At 43.2% G+C, this 18,320-nt stretch carries 17 protein-coding genes, 1 tRNA gene and 1 riboswitch; of the genes, 4 read left to right on the plus strand and 14 right to left on the minus strand.

Features of this window, described 5'->3' with window-relative positions:
* The 5 genes from tatA to rmuC all read right to left on the minus strand — a co-directional run bounded on the left by tatA (position 1) and on the right by rmuC (position 5,040).
* Positions 1-273: a Sec-independent protein translocase subunit TatA gene (gene tatA / locus CTN01_RS18450; RefSeq protein WP_045084591.1), complete on the minus strand. Its 273-nt coding sequence runs from the start codon at positions 271-273 to the stop codon at positions 1-3.
* A gap of 84 nt (positions 274-357) precedes the next feature.
* On the minus strand, positions 358-1,995 hold the full coding sequence (ubiB, locus tag CTN01_RS18455; protein WP_173425486.1) for a ubiquinone biosynthesis regulatory protein kinase UbiB: 1,638 nt from the start codon (positions 1,993-1,995) through the stop codon (positions 358-360).
* A gap of 7 nt (positions 1,996-2,002) precedes the next feature.
* Positions 2,003-2,605: a ubiquinone biosynthesis accessory factor UbiJ gene (locus CTN01_RS18460; RefSeq protein WP_045150066.1), complete on the minus strand. Its 603-nt coding sequence runs from the start codon at positions 2,603-2,605 to the stop codon at positions 2,003-2,005.
* Positions 2,606-2,615: 10 nt separating this feature from the next.
* Entirely contained in the window at positions 2,616-3,371 is a 756-nt protein-coding gene (gene ubiE / locus CTN01_RS18465; RefSeq protein ID WP_005372427.1) for a bifunctional demethylmenaquinone methyltransferase/2-methoxy-6-polyprenyl-1,4-benzoquinol methylase UbiE, read from the minus strand.
* A 133-nt stretch (positions 3,372-3,504) separates the two neighbouring features.
* The gene (rmuC, locus tag CTN01_RS18470; RefSeq protein ID WP_045150067.1) at positions 3,505-5,040 is read right to left on the minus strand and encodes a DNA recombination protein RmuC; all 1,536 of its coding nucleotides are present in this window, start codon (positions 5,038-5,040) and stop codon (positions 3,505-3,507) included.
* A gap of 217 nt (positions 5,041-5,257) precedes the next feature.
* Here rmuC and CTN01_RS18475 point away from each other — a divergent pair, with 217 nt between their 5' ends.
* Positions 5,258-6,151: a DMT family transporter gene (locus CTN01_RS18475; RefSeq protein WP_045084593.1), complete on the plus strand. Its 894-nt coding sequence runs from the start codon at positions 5,258-5,260 to the stop codon at positions 6,149-6,151.
* Positions 6,152-6,239: 88 nt separating this feature from the next.
* Here CTN01_RS18475 and CTN01_RS18480 read toward each other — a convergent pair whose 3' ends face one another.
* The gene (locus CTN01_RS18480) at positions 6,240-7,451 is read right to left on the minus strand and encodes a multidrug effflux MFS transporter (protein WP_005372416.1); all 1,212 of its coding nucleotides are present in this window, start codon (positions 7,449-7,451) and stop codon (positions 6,240-6,242) included.
* An 89-nt stretch (positions 7,452-7,540) separates the two neighbouring features.
* On the opposite strand from CTN01_RS18480, the gene CTN01_RS18485 reads away from it, so the two are divergent.
* On the plus strand, positions 7,541-8,491 hold the full coding sequence (locus CTN01_RS18485; RefSeq protein ID WP_005372415.1) for a LysR family transcriptional regulator: 951 nt from the start codon (positions 7,541-7,543) through the stop codon (positions 8,489-8,491).
* A 320-nt stretch (positions 8,492-8,811) separates the two neighbouring features.
* Positions 8,812-10,599 carry an aminopeptidase P family protein gene (locus CTN01_RS18490; protein ID WP_045150068.1) on the plus strand — a complete coding sequence of 596 codons (1,788 nt, stop codon included), beginning with the start codon at positions 8,812-8,814 and terminating at the stop codon, positions 10,597-10,599.
* Between the two features lie 52 nt (positions 10,600-10,651).
* Here the strand turns inward: CTN01_RS18490 and thiH are convergent, their stop codons facing one another.
* The 7 genes from thiH to CTN01_RS18525 form a co-directional block, all read right to left on the minus strand.
* Positions 10,652-11,764, minus strand: a complete 1,113-nt coding sequence (gene thiH, locus CTN01_RS18495) for a 2-iminoacetate synthase ThiH (protein WP_045132660.1) — start codon at positions 11,762-11,764, stop codon at positions 10,652-10,654.
* A 9-nt stretch (positions 11,765-11,773) separates the two neighbouring features.
* A complete protein-coding gene (locus tag CTN01_RS18500) occupies positions 11,774-12,538 on the minus strand; it encodes a thiazole synthase (protein WP_045084595.1) in 765 nt (254 codons plus the stop codon).
* Between the two features lies 1 nt (position 12,539).
* Positions 12,540-12,752 carry a sulfur carrier protein ThiS gene (thiS, locus tag CTN01_RS18505; protein WP_045084596.1) on the minus strand — a complete coding sequence of 71 codons (213 nt, stop codon included), beginning with the start codon at positions 12,750-12,752 and terminating at the stop codon, positions 12,540-12,542.
* Positions 12,753-13,538 (minus strand): HesA/MoeB/ThiF family protein, encoded by a 786-nt coding sequence (locus CTN01_RS18510; RefSeq protein WP_107342201.1) that lies wholly within the window; start codon positions 13,536-13,538, stop codon positions 12,753-12,755.
* Entirely contained in the window at positions 13,528-14,745 is a 1,218-nt protein-coding gene (gene thiE / locus CTN01_RS18515) for a thiamine phosphate synthase (protein ID WP_045150069.1), read from the minus strand. Before thiE ends, CTN01_RS18510 begins: the two co-directional genes overlap by 11 nt.
* Positions 14,745-16,664, minus strand: a complete 1,920-nt coding sequence (gene thiC / locus CTN01_RS18520) for a phosphomethylpyrimidine synthase ThiC (RefSeq protein ID WP_045150070.1) — start codon at positions 16,662-16,664, stop codon at positions 14,745-14,747. Before thiC ends, thiE begins: the two co-directional genes overlap by 1 nt.
* Positions 16,665-16,782: 118 nt before the next feature.
* Positions 16,783-16,880, minus strand: a riboswitch (TPP riboswitch).
* A gap of 124 nt (positions 16,881-17,004) precedes the next feature.
* Complete coding sequence (locus CTN01_RS18525) at positions 17,005-17,427, minus strand: universal stress protein (protein ID WP_045150071.1); 423 nt, start codon at positions 17,425-17,427, stop codon at positions 17,005-17,007.
* Positions 17,428-17,632: 205 nt separating this feature from the next.
* Here CTN01_RS18525 and crcB point away from each other — a divergent pair, with 205 nt between their 5' ends.
* Entirely contained in the window at positions 17,633-18,016 is a 384-nt protein-coding gene (gene crcB / locus CTN01_RS18530) for a fluoride efflux transporter CrcB (RefSeq protein WP_005372395.1), read from the plus strand.
* Positions 18,017-18,241: 225 nt separating this feature from the next.
* On the opposite strand, the gene CTN01_RS18535 is transcribed toward crcB, so the two are convergent.
* Positions 18,242-18,318 (minus strand) — tRNA-Asp (locus tag CTN01_RS18535).
* Between the last annotated feature and the right edge of the window lie 2 nt (positions 18,319-18,320).

Below are 18,320 nucleotides of genomic sequence, written 5' to 3' on the forward strand. Positions count from 1 at the left end.
TTAAACCTGCTCTTTGTCTTTTTGATTAGTTGTTGTCTGATCCGCTGGCTTTTGTTCGTCAGCAATTTTCTTTTGTTCAAAGTCAGCATCGTTGTCTGACTCTTTTTTCGCAGCAGGTGCTGCTGCAGCTGCTTCATCATCGCTGATTGCTTTTTTGAAACCTTTAACTGCAGAACCTAGGTCGCCGCCTAGAGTACGAAGTTTTTTTGTTCCGAACAAAAGAACAATGATCAGTGCAATGATTAACAATTGCCAAATACTGATACCACCCATGCTTGTTTTACCTCAGCTTTATGTGGTTAATAACGAAAGTGCGTTTATTAACGCAACTATAAGTATAGGCGAAAGCCCAACCGATTATTTTCGGCAGGTACGCCATCCTAGCAACCAAAATAGGGTTCCTACACCAACAGAAACTGCAGGGTACGTTGCTACTTGATCACCAAAAAGTATTGCAGCACACACCATAAAGGTGGCACCGATACCAAAGTAGAACCTTGCCTGGTTATGAGTACGTCGATTTTCCATGAAGTTATCATAGAGTTTATCAATACGTTGATTCATTACCTTGCCTTGGCGCAAACTGTCGTAAAGTAATTCAGGCAATTCAGGCAATTTTTCAGCCCAGAAAGGTGCTTTACTTTTTATTGCATCAAGAATGCCTTGCGGGCCTACCTGATGTGACATCCAGTTTTCCAAGAACGGCTTGGCTGTTGCCCACAAATCAAGTTGTGGATACAACTGGCGTCCTAAGCCTTCAACATACAACAAGGTCTTTTGTAACAAGACCAGCTGCGGTTGCACTTCCATATTAAAACGGCGAGCAGTATTAAATAAATTTAACAATACATGGCCGAATGATATTTCACACAGTGGCTTTTCAAAAATAGGTTCACACACTGTACGAATAGCGAATTCAAACTCATCCACGTTGGTATCATGAGGAACCCAGCCAGAATCAACGTGTAATTCAGCAACCTTACGATAATCACGATTAAAGAAAGCCAATAAGTTTTCCGCTAAGTATCGTTTATCTTCTCGGTTAAGTGTCCCTACAATGCCGCAATCTAGCGCAATCCATTGTGGATTTTCCGGATGCTCATAGGAGACAAAAATATTTCCTGGATGCATATCGGCATGGAAAAAGCTGTCACGAAATACCTGAGTAAAAAAGATATTAACTGCATTTTCCGATAATAGTTTTAAATTCGTACCATTGGCTTTCAAGCCTTCAATATTAGAAACTTGAATACCATAGATGCGTTCCATTACAAGAAGATTAATACTACTATAATCAGTATAAACTTCTGGTACATATAAGGTGTCATCACCATCGAAGTTACGACGAAGCTGAATACTATTCGCTGCTTCGCGCATTAAATCGAGCTCATCAAGCAAGGTTTTTTCGTATTCGCGAACCACTTCAACAGGACGTAAACGGCGCGCTTCTGGCTGGAGACGAGAAACTATCTCGGCCATCCTGTACATCAGCTTAATGTCAGCTTCAATAATCGGCTTAATATCAGGACGAATAACTTTAAAAACAATCTCTTTGCCGTTTTCTTTTAAAGTTGCAGTATGCACTTGAGCAATCGATGCTGACGCCAATGCAACTTCATCAAAATCGTCAAACCACTGCTCTAACGGCCCGCCTAAAGATTCTTCAATGGTACGTTTTGCTAATTTGCCATCGAAAGGTTCAACTTGGTCTTGTAATAATGCCAGCTGATCTGCAATGTGCGGTGGAAAAAGATCGCGGCGCGTTGACATCATTTGACCAAACTTGATCCATACCGGACCAAGTTCTTGCAACGCTAAACGTAAACGCTCACCCAATGGCACATCGGGGTATTCATTTTTGATCCAAAATAGCGATTTACGTAATTTTTTAGGAAGTTCGGTACGTGGATCAACCGGAATAAAGTCATCCAACCCATAGCGCAGTTGTACTTGAATAATACGGTACAACCGTTTTATTTCTGAATAGCTCATCATTGCCAATTTATCGCTCAAGTAGCTGGTTCAAACGGGCCTCAAAACGAGCAACATCCGATTTCAAGTCATCCACTTGATCGTAAAAATGCACCATTTCTAAAGGCTGTGGTAATAGTTGCCATTCTTCAGTGATCACTTCCGCTAAATCGCGTTGGCGATTCTTTACCTCTTGGCGAATAAATCGACTCCCCGACTTTACACTACTGACTAAAGTATGAGCAACTACATCACCCGTATATTGCGATAATTTCTCTTCGACATCGGGCTTTAAACCACTTAGCAAAGTGGAAAAATGCTGAGCCAATTGTAGATCACCATCGAGTGCTAACTTATCGGCTTTAATTAGCTGCGTTAAGTTAGCTTGTTGTCGTAGCTCGGGTAACACCGTAAGGTTTAAAGCTAATTGGCAATCCACCTCGCCTTCAAATCCAGCAAGAACATCAATTTGATGACTGAAAACAAAGTACAAGGTTTTGCTAAATTCATTTAGCGTAACGCTAATGACTTTACCGCGTAAACGAGCAAGACGACGCTGACTATCAGCATCGTCTTTGAGTAATTGATTCAGTGATGTTTCAACCGTACCGGTAACAAAAGCATCTAACGGCATAGAGTCATCCTCAGAACTTATAACCACGGTGTAAGGCAACAATACCGCCCGTTAAGTTGTAATAACTGGTTTGATCAAATCCAGCTTCATCCATCATCCCTTTCAAGGTTTCTTGATCTGGGTGCATGCGGATAGATTCAGCAAGGTAACGATAGCTTTCTGCATCATTGGCAATAATTTCACCCATTTTTGGTAATAGGTGGAATGAGTACGCATCGTAAACTTTTGATAATGGTTCTAGTAACGGCTTTGAAAACTCTAATACTAATAAACGACCACCCGGTTTTAACACGCGATACATTGAACGTAGCGCTTTGTCTTTATCGGTGACGTTACGTAAACAAAAGCTGATGGTGATGCAATCAAAGTAATTATCAGGGAAAGGCAATTCTTCCGCATTGGCTTGAACGTAACCAACATTACCGACAATCCCACTGTCTCGCAGTTTACTGCGGCCAACGTTCAACATCGAGTTGTTGATATCAGCCAAAATTACCTGACCCGTTTCGCCAACAATGCGTGAGAACTTAGCGGTTAAATCCCCCGTACCACCGCCTAAATCAAGTACACGCTGACCTTTGCGTACACCACTGCAGTCAATCGTGAAGCGTTTCCAAACGCGGTGAATGCCCATCGACATTAAGTCATTCATGATGTCGTACTTTGCTGCGACCGAGTGAAAGACCTCAGCAACCATGGTTGCTTTTTCGTCTTTGGCAACGGTACGGAAGCCAAAGTGAGTAGTATCTTGTGTGGTGTCCGTCATGTTCAATCCGTTATATGTACTTATGATGCGCAAAATTAATAGACTTCACTCACCGATAAGCATTAAATTCATTTATTCAACTGGCTTAGTGTACTTGATGGTTGCTCTTTGCTCAAAGTCCTTTACCCCACCATTATGATAAATCACCTTCCGATGCTGCGGTTATATGAGAAAAACCACGATATTCCATTAGGTTAGATTGCGATTTTTCTGCCAGCGTCGGGCTAATATCACGCTTCACTTCGACGCCTAATTGTTTGAAGCTTTCAGCTTGGCGGATCACGTTACCACGCCCCGTCGCCAGTTTATTCATTGCCCCTTGATAGCTTTGGTTCGCTTTTTCTAACGATTGTCCCATCGCTTCCATGTCAGTGACAAACAAACGTAATTTGTCGTAAAGCTTGCCTGCACGCTCGGCAATTTCTTTCGCATTTTGATTTTGTCGCTCATTACGCCACAAGTTATTAATAGTACGCAGTGCCACCAGCAAGGTCGTTGGACTCACGAGCATGATATTTAAGTCCATCGCATCACGGATTAATGCCGGATCGGCTTCAATCGCAGCTTGGAACGCAGGCTCTACTGGAATAAACATCAAAACATAATCAAGACTTTGGATGCCATGAAGCTGATGATAATCCTTACGGCTTAACCCTCGCATATGGGCGCGCATCGAGGCAACATGCTCACTCATGGCGAGTTCACGCTCAGCAATAGTGTCAGCATTAAAGAAGCGTTCATACGCCACCAATGACATCTTGGCATCTACCACCACATCTTTTTGTTGGGGTAAATGCACCACAACATCGGGTTGATAACGCTTACCGTCTTCGTTTTCTAAACTGACTTGAGTTTGATATTCATGACCTTCACGCAATCCTGAGTCAGACAATACTCGCGCCAGCACGACTTCGCCCCAGTTACCTTGGGCTTTGTTATCCCCTTTTAGGGCTTGGGTTAAGTTAATTGCCTCTTTCGCCATCTGCTCATTGAGCTGTTTAAGGCTGTTAATTTGATGTACTAAAGTATGGCGCTCACGAGACTCTTGCGTGAAATTGTCATTAACCTGCTTTTTGAAACCTTCAAGTTGCTCTTTGAGTGGACTCAACAAGTTTTCTAAGCTCATCTTATTCTGCTCATCCACCGTTCGGGTTTTCTGCTCAAATAAGCGATTAGCTAAACTTTCAAATTGAATACGCAGACGCTCTTCAGCATTTTCTAATAGCTTAATTTTTTCATCTGCCGCTTTTTGCTCTTCAAAATGGCGGGCATCTTGCTCGCGAAGATCGGCTTCAAGCCCCGCGCTGGCTAAGCGAGAATTATCAAGCTGCTCGGTTAAATACTGTTTTTCATTTTGCAGCGCGTCAAAGTGACGCATTTTCTCTAATGCCGCTGCAAGTCGGCCATGCATTTGACGTATTTCATGGGTTAATCTGTCACGATCGTCATCTAACTCTTCCAGCTCTTGGTTTCTTTCTGCTAGCTGACTTTGTAATTGCTGCTCACGACTTAATGCTAAACGCGCATCTGATTCTGCTTGTTGCTCGACAAGCTGAAGCATTTGTTCATATCGACCTTTATACCAGAATGCCGTGATCACACTGGCAACGGTGGCACCTAACAATGTTGCTAATGCGGTAATAACGCCACCACTTAACCATTCTGCCATAGTAAATTCTCTATCTTCCTGACGAATTATTCTCGCTTTTAAGGCTAAGAGGATACTGGATAAATGTCCAGCTAACGAAGAACAACTTAAACAATAAATAATGGATATAAGCGTTTTTGTTTGCACTCGATCACAGGCTATATCATCACTCGCTATTCACCTGTACAACCATCTCCTACACTGCGTTACCGTCTTACATTTTTTAACAGGGATAGTCATGAACGAACGCCTCGCTTTAGGATATGGCATTGCCGCTGTTTTACTTTGGTCTACTGTCGCCACCGCTTTTAAAATTACCTTAGATTATTTTTCACCTGTTCAAATGATGGTGATTGCCAGTAGCGTGTCTGCTCTCTCCCTTATTGTTATAGCTGGCTATAAAAAAACACTCCACCAGCTTAAGTCGACTTTTCTTCAACGTCCGCTTTATTACTTATTACTCGGGTTTATCAATCCTTTTGCTTATTACCTAGTGTTATTTAAAGCTTACGACTTATTACCTGCTTCACAGGCTCAACCCATCAACTACAGTTGGGCGATTACTCTGACTTTAATGGCAGCACTTTTCTTAGGACAAAAAATTCAGCGCAAAGATTGGATAGCTTGCGTGCTGGGATATGGCGGTGTGGTGGTGATAGCAACTCAAGGAAATATTTCCGCCTTGAATTTCACCAGTCCGTTAGGCGTTGCGTTAGCGCTATTTTCGACACTGTTATGGGCCAGCTATTGGATTTTAAACACCAAAAATAAAGCCGATCCCATCTTAGGTTTATTACTGGGCTTTTTAGTCTCGCTGCCATTTTCTATCGGCTTGAGTTTGTATCTTGGCGGTTGGCAAAGTGTACCTTGGCAAGGCTGGGCAGCTGTCACTTATGTCGGTTTGTTTGAAATGGGGATCACCTTTGTTTTATGGCTCAATGCGCTACGGTTAACTCGTAATACCGCTAAGATCAGTAACCTGATTTTTATCTCACCTTTTATCTCTTTATTATTGCTCGCCACGATTATTGGTGAAACGATTCATCCCTCAACATTGATCGGCTTAATGCTAATTATTGCAGGACTCGTAATCCAACAATGGCAAAGTAAAAAAGTAGCGATTGTTGAATAGCTAAATTTTATCCAAAAAAAAGCCTGTCGATTTGACAGGCTGTACGGATAAGGTTGTCACCACCTCACCTTTAAACTCATAATATTTATTAATTCTGTACCGTTAACTGAGGGTGCCAACGACGCCCGATTTTAGACACTAAAATCAATAATCCAGGTATCAGCAACCACATTTGTAACGTCATTAATACCGGTGATGAGAAATCTAATCGTTGGGTTAAGCTCACCATAACACCAGCACCACTCATTTGAAATAATCCCAATAATGCCGCTGCAGTTCCTGCACGATCACCAAATGGTGCTAATGCTTTTCCGGCTGCAGAGCCTAATACAAAAGCAAACCCAAATGAACAAATGAAGATTGGCACCATAAATGCCCATGCTTGCTGTAATTGGCTCAACGACAACATTAATCCACCAGCAAACAATAATGTGATAAGTCCTGTACGAAGAGTACGACGAGTACCAAAGCGATCCATAAACTTAGGTGCAACCATACAAGCAGTAATGTTCAATACCGCATTGATCCCAAACCATACCGTAAACTGATGCATGTCCTGACCAAGGTGGTTCATCAACCACACTGGTGCTGAAGTTACATAAGCTAAAATCACCGCCATCGCTAACATGCAAAGCGTAGCATGAAATAAAAATGTTGGTTCGCGTAATACCGACCAGTAACGGCTAATACTAATCATTGAACCAGAAACATCAGAGTTTGCAGGACGCGTTTCTTTAAACACAGCCATAATAAAAAGCCCTGCAACGACCGCAAATCCTGCCATGAAACTAAAGTTTGAACGCCAGCCAAAATGATAAGTAAGCCAAGTGCCTAAAAGAGGAGCTAACGCAGGAATAAAACAAATCGCACCATTTAAGTAACTGATCATACGACCACTTTTTTCAGCGCCAAAGCTATCACGAACCGCAGCGAAGGCGGCAACGGAGGTGGCACAAGCACCAAAACCTTGAAGCAAACGGGCAAGTAATAACAAATCTAAGCTCTGAGCTAAATAAGCCATGGTTGAGCTAAAACCATAAATCACGATACCGCCTAACGCGATAGGTCGACGACCAATACGATCAGCTAATGGCCCTGCCAGTAATTGACCTAATCCCATGCTAAACATAAACCATGTCACAGTATCTTGCACACGAGTAGGATCGACAGAAAACGTATTCGCCATTGCAGGTAAAGCAGGTAGATAAATATCAATCGCTAAAGGACTGAACAATACAAGTGTGATCAATAAAGCCACTTGTATTTTGCTATTTATATTTGGGCTCACACGGTTCTCCATTTAAATAAAATTTGTGAAAGCTTAATCACCCTATGGTATGAATGGAAATGATGTATATTCATTACCATTATTCCCATAAGGAAAATCATATGAATATTGAGAAGTTAGCTCGCTTAGATCTCAATTTATTAGTCTGTTTTAAAGTTTTAATAGAAGAACTTAATGTCACTCGAACCGCGCACCGACTTTGTTTAAGTCAATCAGCAGTGAGTAAGTCCTTAGCTAAATTACGCACTCAATTTAATGATCCTTTGTTTATTCGAAGTTCACATGGTTTATCGCCAACTCCGAGAACTCTCTTTCTCAAACCCAAACTCGATTTGCTGATCAATCAATTAGAATTATTAACTCAGCCGGAAGATTTCTATCCACATAACAGTGAATATCGCTTTCAAATTGCAACGGTTGAAAGTGTATATCCCTTAATTCTGCCTCAATTTTTACCCGCGATTTTTCAACAGGCTCCGAGTGTGACTATCAGCACCCACGCATGGACAGAACAAACATTTAAAATGCTCCAAAGAGGTGAACTGGATTTAGGTATTACAGGGAAAGATATTGACATCAATGATGCAAAACTCACCATGCTTACCATGTTCCCGCCTGATGATATTATCCAACAAGAAATATATCGTGATCACCAAATGTGTATCATTCGAAAAGACCATCCCGCTTTAAGAAAATGCTGGAATCTAGAGGCATATTTATCATTACGACATGTACAAGTGCGCTGTGATGGCAATGATCGCTGGTTACTTGATTATCGACTTGCAGATATGGGTTATGAACGAGATATCGCTGTCACCGTTCCCGACTTTAATAGTGCCGCGAGCTTATGCTCTTACACTGATTTTATCTTCACAGCACCCAATCACTTTTTAAAAGTAGCGGCAAAGCAGTCAGATATGGTGGTTTTACCCTTACCATTAGAGTTTCCTCCTATGGCTTACACCCTGTTTTGGCATAGAGACAGAGAAAATGATCAAGCGCTGACTTGGCTAAGAAACATAATCACCCAAAAAACCCATCATCTTCGCTGATCACATTTAACACAAAAATTATAAAGGCGAATAGTGCCTCTAAAAGATTTCGCGCAAGTCTACGGTTTTATGATGCCAAATAAAAATGCTTTATTTTCAATACCGCTTTTCCAAATTGGAATCCACCTGCTAACCGATGAATCACTAAAATAAATAAAGCAGTGAGGTGAATAGTCTGTCATTTATCATAGAGACAATTGATGCAAACCGCTAAACAAGCTAACTTAACAACATTAAACCTGAATCGCTTATCCCATGGTGATTGAGGTGAATTCGATCTAACCGCCTTCCAATGGTGGTTTCTTGACAAGGACCTATACATGCAAGCAGTTATCGCACAACGTATTGAGCAGATCCGTCAGTGGCTTGAAGCACAGCAACTCGATGCCCTACTGATCCCTCATGAAGATGAATATCTTGGTGAGTACATTCCCGATCATAACGAACGCCTTCATTGGCTAACTGGTTTCACAGGATCAGCTGGTGCTGCAGTGATCACTCGTGACCGTGCAGCAATGTTTGTTGATGGTCGTTATGTTGTGCAAGTTCGCAAGCAAGTACCGGGGGATGTGTTTGAATATTGCCATCTGATCGAGCAACCACCTATCCACTGGGCACTAGAAAATCTAGCAGCAGGTAGTAAAGTCGCTATTGATAACCGCCTACACAGTGCAGCATGGCTGAAAAATGCCACGACAACCCTTGATGGTGAATTAGAGCTAGTACCAGTTAACGAAAACCCAATTGATGAACTATGGCTCGATCGCCCAGCACCAAAACTGTCGGATGCGGAGTTAATGGGGCTAGAGTATGTGGGTCAATCAAGCGAAGAAAAGCGTGAGCAAATTGCCGCACTACTAAAAAAACAAAAAGCTAATGCTGCCTTTTTAAGTCAGCTTGATAGCATTGCTTGGCTACTCAATGTACGTGGCGATGACGTTCATTGTCTACCCGTTTTGTTGTCAGCTGCCGTAATCCACAGCGATGCGTCTGTTGATTTCTATATCGATCACCATCGCCTACCCGAAGGTTTTGCAACACACGTAGGTAACGGCGTTAATATCCGCGAGCCAGAACAACTCGCTGCAGGTTTAGCCGCACTTTCAGGTAAACGTGTACAGTTTGATTCTGCGAACAGTAATGCATGGGCAGCTCAGCAACTAACAGAGGCTGGCGCACAACTTATTGAAGCAGCTAATCCAACGTTACTAACAAAAGCCGCAAAAAACGCGACAGAAATTGCAGGTATGAAAGCATGTCACATCCGTGATGGTGTCGCGATTTCTAAATTTCTTGCATGGGTAGATAATCAAGTTGCGAGTGGCAATCTATTAGATGAAGCTGCACTTTCCGATCAACTTTGGCAATTCCGCCAGCAAGATCCAAGCTGTCGTGACGTGAGCTTCGATACGATTTCAGCCTCTGCTGGTAATGCAGCAATGTGTCACTATAACCACATTGATCAGCCACAACCTGGCAAGCTGCAAATGGATACGGTTTACTTAGTCGATTCAGGCGGTCAATATCCTGATGGTACGACCGATATCACCCGTACTATCGCTATCGGTAACCCAGGTGATGAAGTAAAACAAGCCTTCACATTAGTACTAAAAGGTCATATTTCATTGGCTTCGGCACGTTTCCCGAAAGGCACAACAGGCTCACAGCTCGACGCACTCGCGCGTCAGCATCTATGGGCGCACGGTTTCGATTATGATCATGGGACCGGTCACGGAGTGGGTCACTTCTTAAGTGTTCATGAAGGTCCACAACGTATTTCTAAAGTGGCTAACCCAACCGCGCTACTGCCAGGTATGGTGTTATCTAACGAGCCGGGTTATTACCGTGCGGACGCATTTGGTATTCGTATCGAAAACCTTGAACTGGTCGTCGATATTGAAACTCAAGGTGACATGAATGTCATGGGCTTTGAATCGTTGACCCGTGCGCCAATTGATAAGCGTTTGATCGATCCTGCACTACTAACTGACGTAGAGCTTGCATGGCTTAACAACTATCACCAAACCGTGTTTAACGTGATCAGCCCATCGCTGACAGGTAGTGATCTTGAGTGGCTAACACAAGCAACATCACCACTAAGCCGCTAATTCATAGATAAGAAAAAGAAAAGCCAGTACAAATAATGTACTGGCTTTATTTTTATCCAGAGTATGCCGGGTGCCAGTCTTTCCACACCACTTCAAACCCCTGCTGCTTGACTGCAGTAGCAACATCTGCGACCGAACGTTCATCACTAATTGCAAACTGTTCTAGCTCTGGCGTGTCATCGGCGTATCCGCCCGGTTGGGTTTTAGAGCCCGCAGACATACTAGTGATCCCCAAGGGCAATACATTATCGCGAAAATGCGGTGACTCTCGAGTCGATAACGACAGCTCAACTTCAGGATTAAACAGTCGATATGCACAAATCAATTGCACCAGTTGGCGATCCGTCATCACCGATTTAGGCTCTAGTCCACCAGTACAAGGTCTTAAACGCGGAAACGAGATCGAATAACGGCTTTGCCAATACGTCCGTTCAAGATAAGCCAAGTGACTGGCAACAAAAAAACAATCCGTGCGCCATTCTTCCATGCCGATCAAAGCCCCAATCCCAATCTTGTCTATTCCTGCTTTTGCTAACCGATCAGGTGTCGCTAAGCGGTATTCAAAATTAGTTTTATTGCCTCGTAAATGATGCTTCGCATAAGTTGGCGCATTATAGGTTTCTTGATACACCATCACCGCATCTAAACCAAGTTGTCTCAGCTCTTGATACTCATCTTGCTCAAGTGGCTGTACTTCCATTGCCAAATAGCTGAAGTGATCTTTGATTCGAGGGATCGCATCACGAAAATAATTCATACCGACTTTGGTTTGATGCTCGCCAGTGACCAATAACACACTATCAAAATTTAGCGCTTTTATTGCCTCACACTCTCGTTCTATTTCTTGCTCACCCAAGGTACGGCGCTTAATGCGATTTTCCATCGAAAAACCACAATAGGTACACGCATTGGCACACAGATTCGAAAGATATAACGGCACATAAAAACTCATGGTATGACCAAACCGCTGACGCGTTAGCATCGCAGAGAGTTGTGCCATTTGCTCTAAGTAAGGTTCAGCCGCTGGTGAAATTAAGGCTTTGAAATCCTCTAGATCCAGCGTTGATTTTCCTAAAGCACGCTCAACATCGGTAGCCGTTTTAGCATAAATCGACAAACGGATATCATCCCAGTCCATTTGTTGCCAAACATTCACAAAGCTCATGTTGGCTCCTTACTCGTTAAGAAATGCCGTTAATGGGCTTGATGCAATAGCATGGTTCACCTTACCTGCAAGACCAGCTTCATAGGCCATACGACCACTTTCCACGGCCAATTTAAATGCACGCCCCATTGCAATCGGATCACTTGCCGCTGCGATGGCAGTATTAACCAATACCGCATCAGCCCCCATTTCCATCGCTTCTGAGGCATGAGAAGGTGCACCAATACCCGCATCCACCACCACAGGTACTTGTGCCTGATCGATAATAATGCGAAGAAAATCACGAGAGGCGACCCCTTTATTCGAGCCAATCGGCGCACCTAATGGCATCACGGCAGCGCAACCCACATCTTCTAATCGCTTACAAAGCACAGGATCAGCATGACAGTAAGGCAGTACGACAAACCCTTCTTTTACCAACTGCTCAGCCGCTTTTAATGTTTCAATCGGATCAGGCATGAGGTATTTCGGATCAGGGTGAATTTCTAATTTTAGCCAATTCGTCCCCAATGCTTCTCTGGCTAGCTGCGCAGCAAAGATCGCTTCTTTGGCATTTTTCGCCCCTGACGTATTAGGCAGTAAATTCACTCCAGCTTGGATCAATGGCGCTAAGATATCGTCATCACGCTCAGCAATATTGACCCGCTTTAGTGCCATGGTCACGAGCTCAGAGCCTGTCGCTAAAATCGATTCAGCCATGACATTTCGATTGGCGTACTTACCCGTTCCGGTAAATAATCGCGATGTGAATGTTTTATCTGCAATGGTCAACATATTAACCTCCTGCTATCGCTTGAAATAACGCGATCTGATCGCCATCAGCAATGACAATTGTCGGCCACTCACTGGCTGCAACAATCCGCTGATTTATCGCGACCGCTGTACCTTGTATAGGTAAATCTAACTGCATAACAAATTGGTGAACGGTTTGCTCAGCCTCGCAAGACATAGATTCATCATTCAGCCAGATAGTTATCATAGTAGCCATTTACACAACCTCCCTTTGCTCTTGCTGACCACATACAGGGCAACAAGGAGCAGCACCGATTGATACCTGCTGCCACTTTCCTGTTAAGCCATTAAATTGCTGCAACAAACCAAACCCGACTTCACCAACACCTGCGATAGCTTTGATCGCATTAAGCGCTTGTAACGTGCCAATAGTGCCTACAACAGGTCCCATCACGCCGTTACTACGGCAATTTTGATCTTGTGGCGGCGCTTCAGCACTCAATGGAAACACACATTGATAACACGGCGAGCTCTGCCTGAAATCAAACGCCAGTAACTGCCCTCGCCAACCTATCGACGCACCGGCAATCAGTGGTGTTTGATGCTGATAACAAGCTTGATTTACTGCATAACGGGTAGCCCAGTTGTCACTGCAATCAAGTACAATATCGGCCTGTTGTACTTCCATTACGAGTTGAAAACCTGCAAGCTTGGCTTTTACTGCGCGCGTTCGTACCAATGGGTTCAATGCTAAAAGCTGATCACAGGCTGCTTGCGCTTTATTGAGTGACACATCGGTTTCTCGATAAATCACCTGACGCTGCAAGTTCGAACTCTCAACCTCATCATCATCTGCAATCACCAGTAACCCAACACCTGCAGCCGCTAGATACATCGCTGCCGCTGAGCCTAAACCACCCGCACCGACGATCAATACCTTGGCATTGTTAAGCTCAAGTTGCCCCTGCTCTCCCATCTCTTCCAGCATGATTTGTCGGTTATATCGAATAAAAGCAGTATCAGAGAGTCTGTCAGTTGTCATACATCACCTCCCGCTCAGAAAGGCATTGATTGAGTTGTTCGACTGCAATCGCCGGCTCGCTTGACTGGGTGATCGCACGTACCACCGCAACGCTACTCACCCCTGTTTTCCAAACCACTGGCACACGAGATAAATCAATACCACCAATTGCTACTGTTGGAAACGTATTGCCAACCAATCGTTGATAAAGCTTTAAGCGGTGAACGCCTTGCGGTAATGACGGCATTTGCTTGGTTGTGGTTGGGTAAATATGACCGAGGGCGATATAACTGGGATTAAATGCCATCGCAAGTAAGATCTCATAATACCCATGGGTTGAGATCCCTAAGCGAAGATTCGCTTGTTGAATGGCATTGAGATCAGCGACCACTAAATCTTCTTGCCCTAGATGCACCCCAAAAGCACCATGCTCAATAGCCAGTTGCCAATAGTCATTAATAAAGACCTGCGCATTTGCCTGCTGACCTAACGCAATAGCTTGAGCAACATCTTGTTCTAAACCTTGAGCATTCGGATCTTTGATCCGCAGCTGAGTGGTTTTCACATCCAATTCAAGTAACTGCTTAACCCATTGGACGGAATCCACCACCGGATATAACGTAAGTTTCTCACTATCAACAGGTGCAAAAGCTTCAACTGGCTGACATTCGAATTGCCAACCAATATCTGACAGCTTTGAAAAATTAGCACAAACGATGTCAGGGAAAGCATCATGCTCAGTTGGCCAAATGCCCATCTGCGTTGACTGGGCATACGCCCTTGCAAGCACTAGAGCATCTTCTAAGGGGTAATCAAGTGCGAGTGCCACCAATAACATCGCTCGCTGTTGAGTCGCATTACCAAGCTCAACACTGAAACAACCACGCACGTCACCATCATGATGCCAAAGATCAAGATAACCACCATCAACAGGTAAACCACATACCACAACGTTAGATCGTTTCAGTATTTGCGCTTTGATCAACGAAAGATCTACCTCTGAAGGCATCCATTGATCTTGAAATACGTGATCAATTAGCTGGGTGGAGCAGGCTTGTTCAAAGCCTACTCTTTTTACGCAAGAAGGCGTCGATACCTCAATCCACTCTTGGCTTGATGGCATTAACGTGACTTGCTCACCTAACTGATACTCTGCAGCAGAGGCTAATAATGGCTCAATATGCATCACCAGAGACGATAGGACCTTTGGTAAGCTTAAGGTGCTCATTAGCTTTCCTCTTTAGCTAGGTGATATAACTCACTGCCTTTAGAGCGAAACTCTTGTGCTTTTTGCTGCATACCTTCAAGCGGATCGTCTAATAGCTTGATCGTGATTTCTGAATCTTCTAACCCCTTCGCGTAATCTCGTACTTCTTGAGAGATCTTCATTGAACAGAATTTAGGACCACACATTGAACAGAAATGGGCAACTTTGCCAGATTCTTGAGGGAGAGTTTCATCGTGATAGGCACGCGCCGTTTCAGGGTCAAGACCAAGATTAAATTGATCTTCCCAACGGAATTCAAAACGCGCTTTAGATAAGGCATTATCACGCACTTGTGCACCTGGGTGGCCTTTGGCTAAATCAGCAGCATGGGCACACAATTTATAAGTGATAAGACCGACTTTTACATCGTCTTTATTAGGCAAGCCTAAGTGCTCTTTGGGTGTCACATAACAAAGCATTGCACAGCCATACCAACCAATCATCGCCGCACCAATACCCGAAGTAATATGATCATAACCTGGTGCGATATCTGTCGTCAGTGGGCCTAAGGTATAGAATGGCGCTTCATGACAATGCTCAAGCTGCTCTTCCATGTTTTCTTTGATCATGTGCATGGGTACGTGACCAGGGCCTTCAATCATGACCTGCACATCGTATTCCCATGCAATCTTAGTCAACTCACCTAATGTGCGTAGTTCACTAAACTGGGCTTCATCATTGGCATCAGCGACAGAGCCTGGACGTAAGCCATCACCGAGCGATAGTGAAATATCGTATTGCGCACAGATCTCACAAATCTCACGGAAGTGCTGATATAGGAAGCTTTCTTTATGGTGTGCCAAACACCACTTCGCCATGATAGAGCCACCACGCGATACAATACCTGTAACACGTTTCGCCGTCATAGGTACATAACGAAGAAGTACGCCAGCATGAATAGTAAAGTAATCCACTCCTTGCTCAGCTTGTTCTAGTAATGTGTCACGGAACACTTCCCAGTTAAGGTTTTCAGCCACGCCATTCACTTTTTCAAGCGCTTGGTACATAGGTACAGTACCAATCGGGACTGGGCTATTACGAATGATCCACTCACGCGTTTCGTGAATATTTCGACCTGTTGATAAGTCCATTACCGTATCGCCACCCCAACGGGTCGACCAGACAAGTTTTTCAACCTCTTCTTCAATCGATGAACTCACCGCTGAGTTACCAATATTGGCATTCACTTTGACAAGGAAATTACGGCCAATGATCATTGGCTCAGTTTCAGGATGGTTAATGTTGGCAGGAATAATTGCTCGGCCTTCAGCCACTTCTTTACACACAAACTCAGGCGTAATTTCTTTTGGTAAATTAGCACCAAAGCTCACACCAGGATGTTGCTGGTTTAATACTTCATCACGGTATTTCGCACGACCCATATTTTCACGGATCGCGATATATTCCATCTCAGGCGTAATAATACCTTGGCGCGCATAATGTAATTGCGTCACACAACGCCCAGCTTTTGCACAACGAATACTCGCACGTTCCGCAAAACGTAAATCATCAAGCGTCTTATCATCTAAACGTTCATTGGCATACTCAGAGCTTAACCCTTCTAGTAATTCAGTATCGTCACGCTCTGCGATCCATTGCTCACGCACTAACGGCAATCCATTATAGATATCGATTTTTTTTTCAGGATCAGTGTAAAAACCAGAAGTGTCATAAACGCGAATAGGCTCGTTGGGCTCAAAGATAGGGTTATCTTTACTGCCACCAACCAAACTATCAGCTAGAGTAATTTCACGCATAGGAACAAGCACATCAGGGCGACTACCTTGAACATACACTTTCTGTGAGTTCGGGTATGGTTGTGCTGTTAATGATTCAATAAATTGTTTCGCTTCCAGTCTCGCTTGCTTGCGATTCGACATAGCAGTTTCCTTGATTTTTCAATGTAGGGGAAAATGCTTGGCGGATGGGCGTAAACAAGAGGTGTGTACCTAAGTACAGCTATGCAGATGCATACAGTGATCCCTAAAGATATGTAGCAGAAGACATTCTCTCGTTCCCTTCGCAGGTATTAGCCTGATCAGGTTCAACGGATCCCGCAATGCGGTCTCAGCCATATGGCACTCCGACAAGTAGAAATAAGTATAAAGAAGCCGTTATAGTGCAACAACCTTTATATAGAGAAAAATAATAAAAAGTGACAGACAACAAAAAGCCGTGCATCTACACGGCTTATTATTACATTGCATATTTTAATCGCTGTTACTGTGAAATTAATACATCACAACCGAGGTGATTAGCTAGAGAGTCACTTAAATCGCCAAACAAATGAAAAGTTGATTTATGGTAACCGGTGATCACTAGACTAGCATTAATTTCTTTTGCTAAAGCTTCTATATGCTTTGAAACATCACCGTCTGCGGTATGTATCGCTTTAACTTTATGAGAAGAAGCTGTAATTAAATCAGATAACTCTTTCATGCGTTTTTTTGCAATCGTATCATGCTCTTCTTGTAACTCAACTTCCACATCAATAAAACTTACGTTTCCGATCCCTGGCTCAACATAAGCAACGTGTAAATCAGCGTGATTTTGCTCAGCTATAACGCCAGCTTTCACCATCAATTTATGCGCATTTTTATCTTCAGGATTAACCGCTAATAACACTGTTTGGTAAAGCGACATATCTAGCCTCCTTGAGCTAAGGCTCATAGTAAATTCATTATTTATGATTATGATGCTATAAATGTAGCTATACAACTAAGTATACCGCTGACTATTTAATATTCATTCGAATCAATGATTGCATTTTTGGAGAGTTCTCACTTTTCTCGCTAGCGATTATCATGAGCGCTTTCTATCATTACCTGAAAATATAAACGAGATCCCAATGAGCCAATATTTATTACTAGGATTCATCGCGCTTGGTGGTGCATTCGGCGCCTGCTCAAGGTACCTAATTTCTGAGCTATGCGTAATGCTATTTGGCCGTGGCTTCCCATACGGTACTTTAACCGTAAACGTGCTGGGCTCCTTGATCATGGGGCTATTAATGTCAGCACTTAATCAAGGAATGATTGAAGCTGCACCATGGCGACCTATTATCGGCTTAGGTTTCCTTGGTGCGTTAACTACGTTCTCTACATTCTCAATGGACAACGTTGTACTGATGCAACAAGGTGAATTTTTCAAAGCTGGTCTAAACATTTTACTTAACGTTATTGTCAGCATTGCTGCTTGTTATGTTGGCTACCAGCTTATGATGAAAAGTTAATAGATAACCGATATAAAAAAACCGCCTGCAGGGCGGTTTTTTTATATCTAAATTAAACGAATCATCACTTTATGCTAATAAATAAAAACAACAAGTAATCCATTATTCTATTTAGATTAAAACAATTTCTAAGTAACGCTATATATGTTTTTGAACTATATCTATAGCACTTATCTTCAGACGAAAAAAAACCTGAATCTTTCGATTCAGGTTTCTCTAATAAAGTGGCGGAGCGGACGGGACTCGAACCCGCGACCCCCGGCGTGACAGGCCGGTATTCTAACCAACTGAACTACCGCTCCAC

This window comes from Photobacterium angustum, assembly GCF_003026365.1.
In the GTDB taxonomy this organism is placed as follows: domain Bacteria; phylum Pseudomonadota; class Gammaproteobacteria; order Enterobacterales; family Vibrionaceae; genus Photobacterium; species Photobacterium angustum.

Bases quoted from the DNA above. Each gene is read 5' to 3' on its own strand.
- CTN01_RS18475 (WP_045084593.1), top strand. From the start codon at position 5,258: ATGAACGAACGCCTCGCTTTAGGATATGGCATTGCCGCTGTTTTACTT.
- crcB (WP_005372395.1), top strand. From the start codon at position 17,633: ATGAGCCAATATTTATTACTAGGATTCATCGCGCTTGGTGGTGCATTC.
- CTN01_RS18510 (WP_107342201.1), bottom strand. From the start codon at position 13,538: ATGACAACTGACAGACTCTCTGATACTGCTTTTATTCGATATAACCGA.
- ubiE (WP_005372427.1), bottom strand. From the start codon at position 3,371: ATGACGGACACCACACAAGATACTACTCACTTTGGCTTCCGTACCGTT.
- CTN01_RS18500 (WP_045084595.1), bottom strand. From the start codon at position 12,538: ATGTTGACCATTGCAGATAAAACATTCACATCGCGATTATTTACCGGA.
- thiE (WP_045150069.1), bottom strand. From the start codon at position 14,745: ATGAGCACCTTAAGCTTACCAAAGGTCCTATCGTCTCTGGTGATGCAT.
- rmuC (WP_045150067.1), bottom strand. From the start codon at position 5,040: ATGGCAGAATGGTTAAGTGGTGGCGTTATTACCGCATTAGCAACATTG.
- tatA (WP_045084591.1), bottom strand. From the start codon at position 273: ATGGGTGGTATCAGTATTTGGCAATTGTTAATCATTGCACTGATCATT.
- CTN01_RS18460 (WP_045150066.1), bottom strand. From the start codon at position 2,605: ATGCCGTTAGATGCTTTTGTTACCGGTACGGTTGAAACATCACTGAAT.
- CTN01_RS18480 (WP_005372416.1), bottom strand. From the start codon at position 7,451: ATGGAGAACCGTGTGAGCCCAAATATAAATAGCAAAATACAAGTGGCT.
- thiS (WP_045084596.1), bottom strand. From the start codon at position 12,752: ATGGCTACTATGATAACTATCTGGCTGAATGATGAATCTATGTCTTGC.
- thiC (WP_045150070.1), bottom strand. From the start codon at position 16,664: ATGTCGAATCGCAAGCAAGCGAGACTGGAAGCGAAACAATTTATTGAA.
- CTN01_RS18490 (WP_045150068.1), top strand. From the start codon at position 8,812: ATGCAAGCAGTTATCGCACAACGTATTGAGCAGATCCGTCAGTGGCTT.
- ubiB (WP_173425486.1), bottom strand. From the start codon at position 1,995: ATGATGAGCTATTCAGAAATAAAACGGTTGTACCGTATTATTCAAGTA.
- CTN01_RS18485 (WP_005372415.1), top strand. From the start codon at position 7,541: ATGAATATTGAGAAGTTAGCTCGCTTAGATCTCAATTTATTAGTCTGT.
- thiH (WP_045132660.1), bottom strand. From the start codon at position 11,764: ATGAGCTTTGTGAATGTTTGGCAACAAATGGACTGGGATGATATCCGT.
- CTN01_RS18525 (WP_045150071.1), bottom strand. From the start codon at position 17,427: ATGTCGCTTTACCAAACAGTGTTATTAGCGGTTAATCCTGAAGATAAA.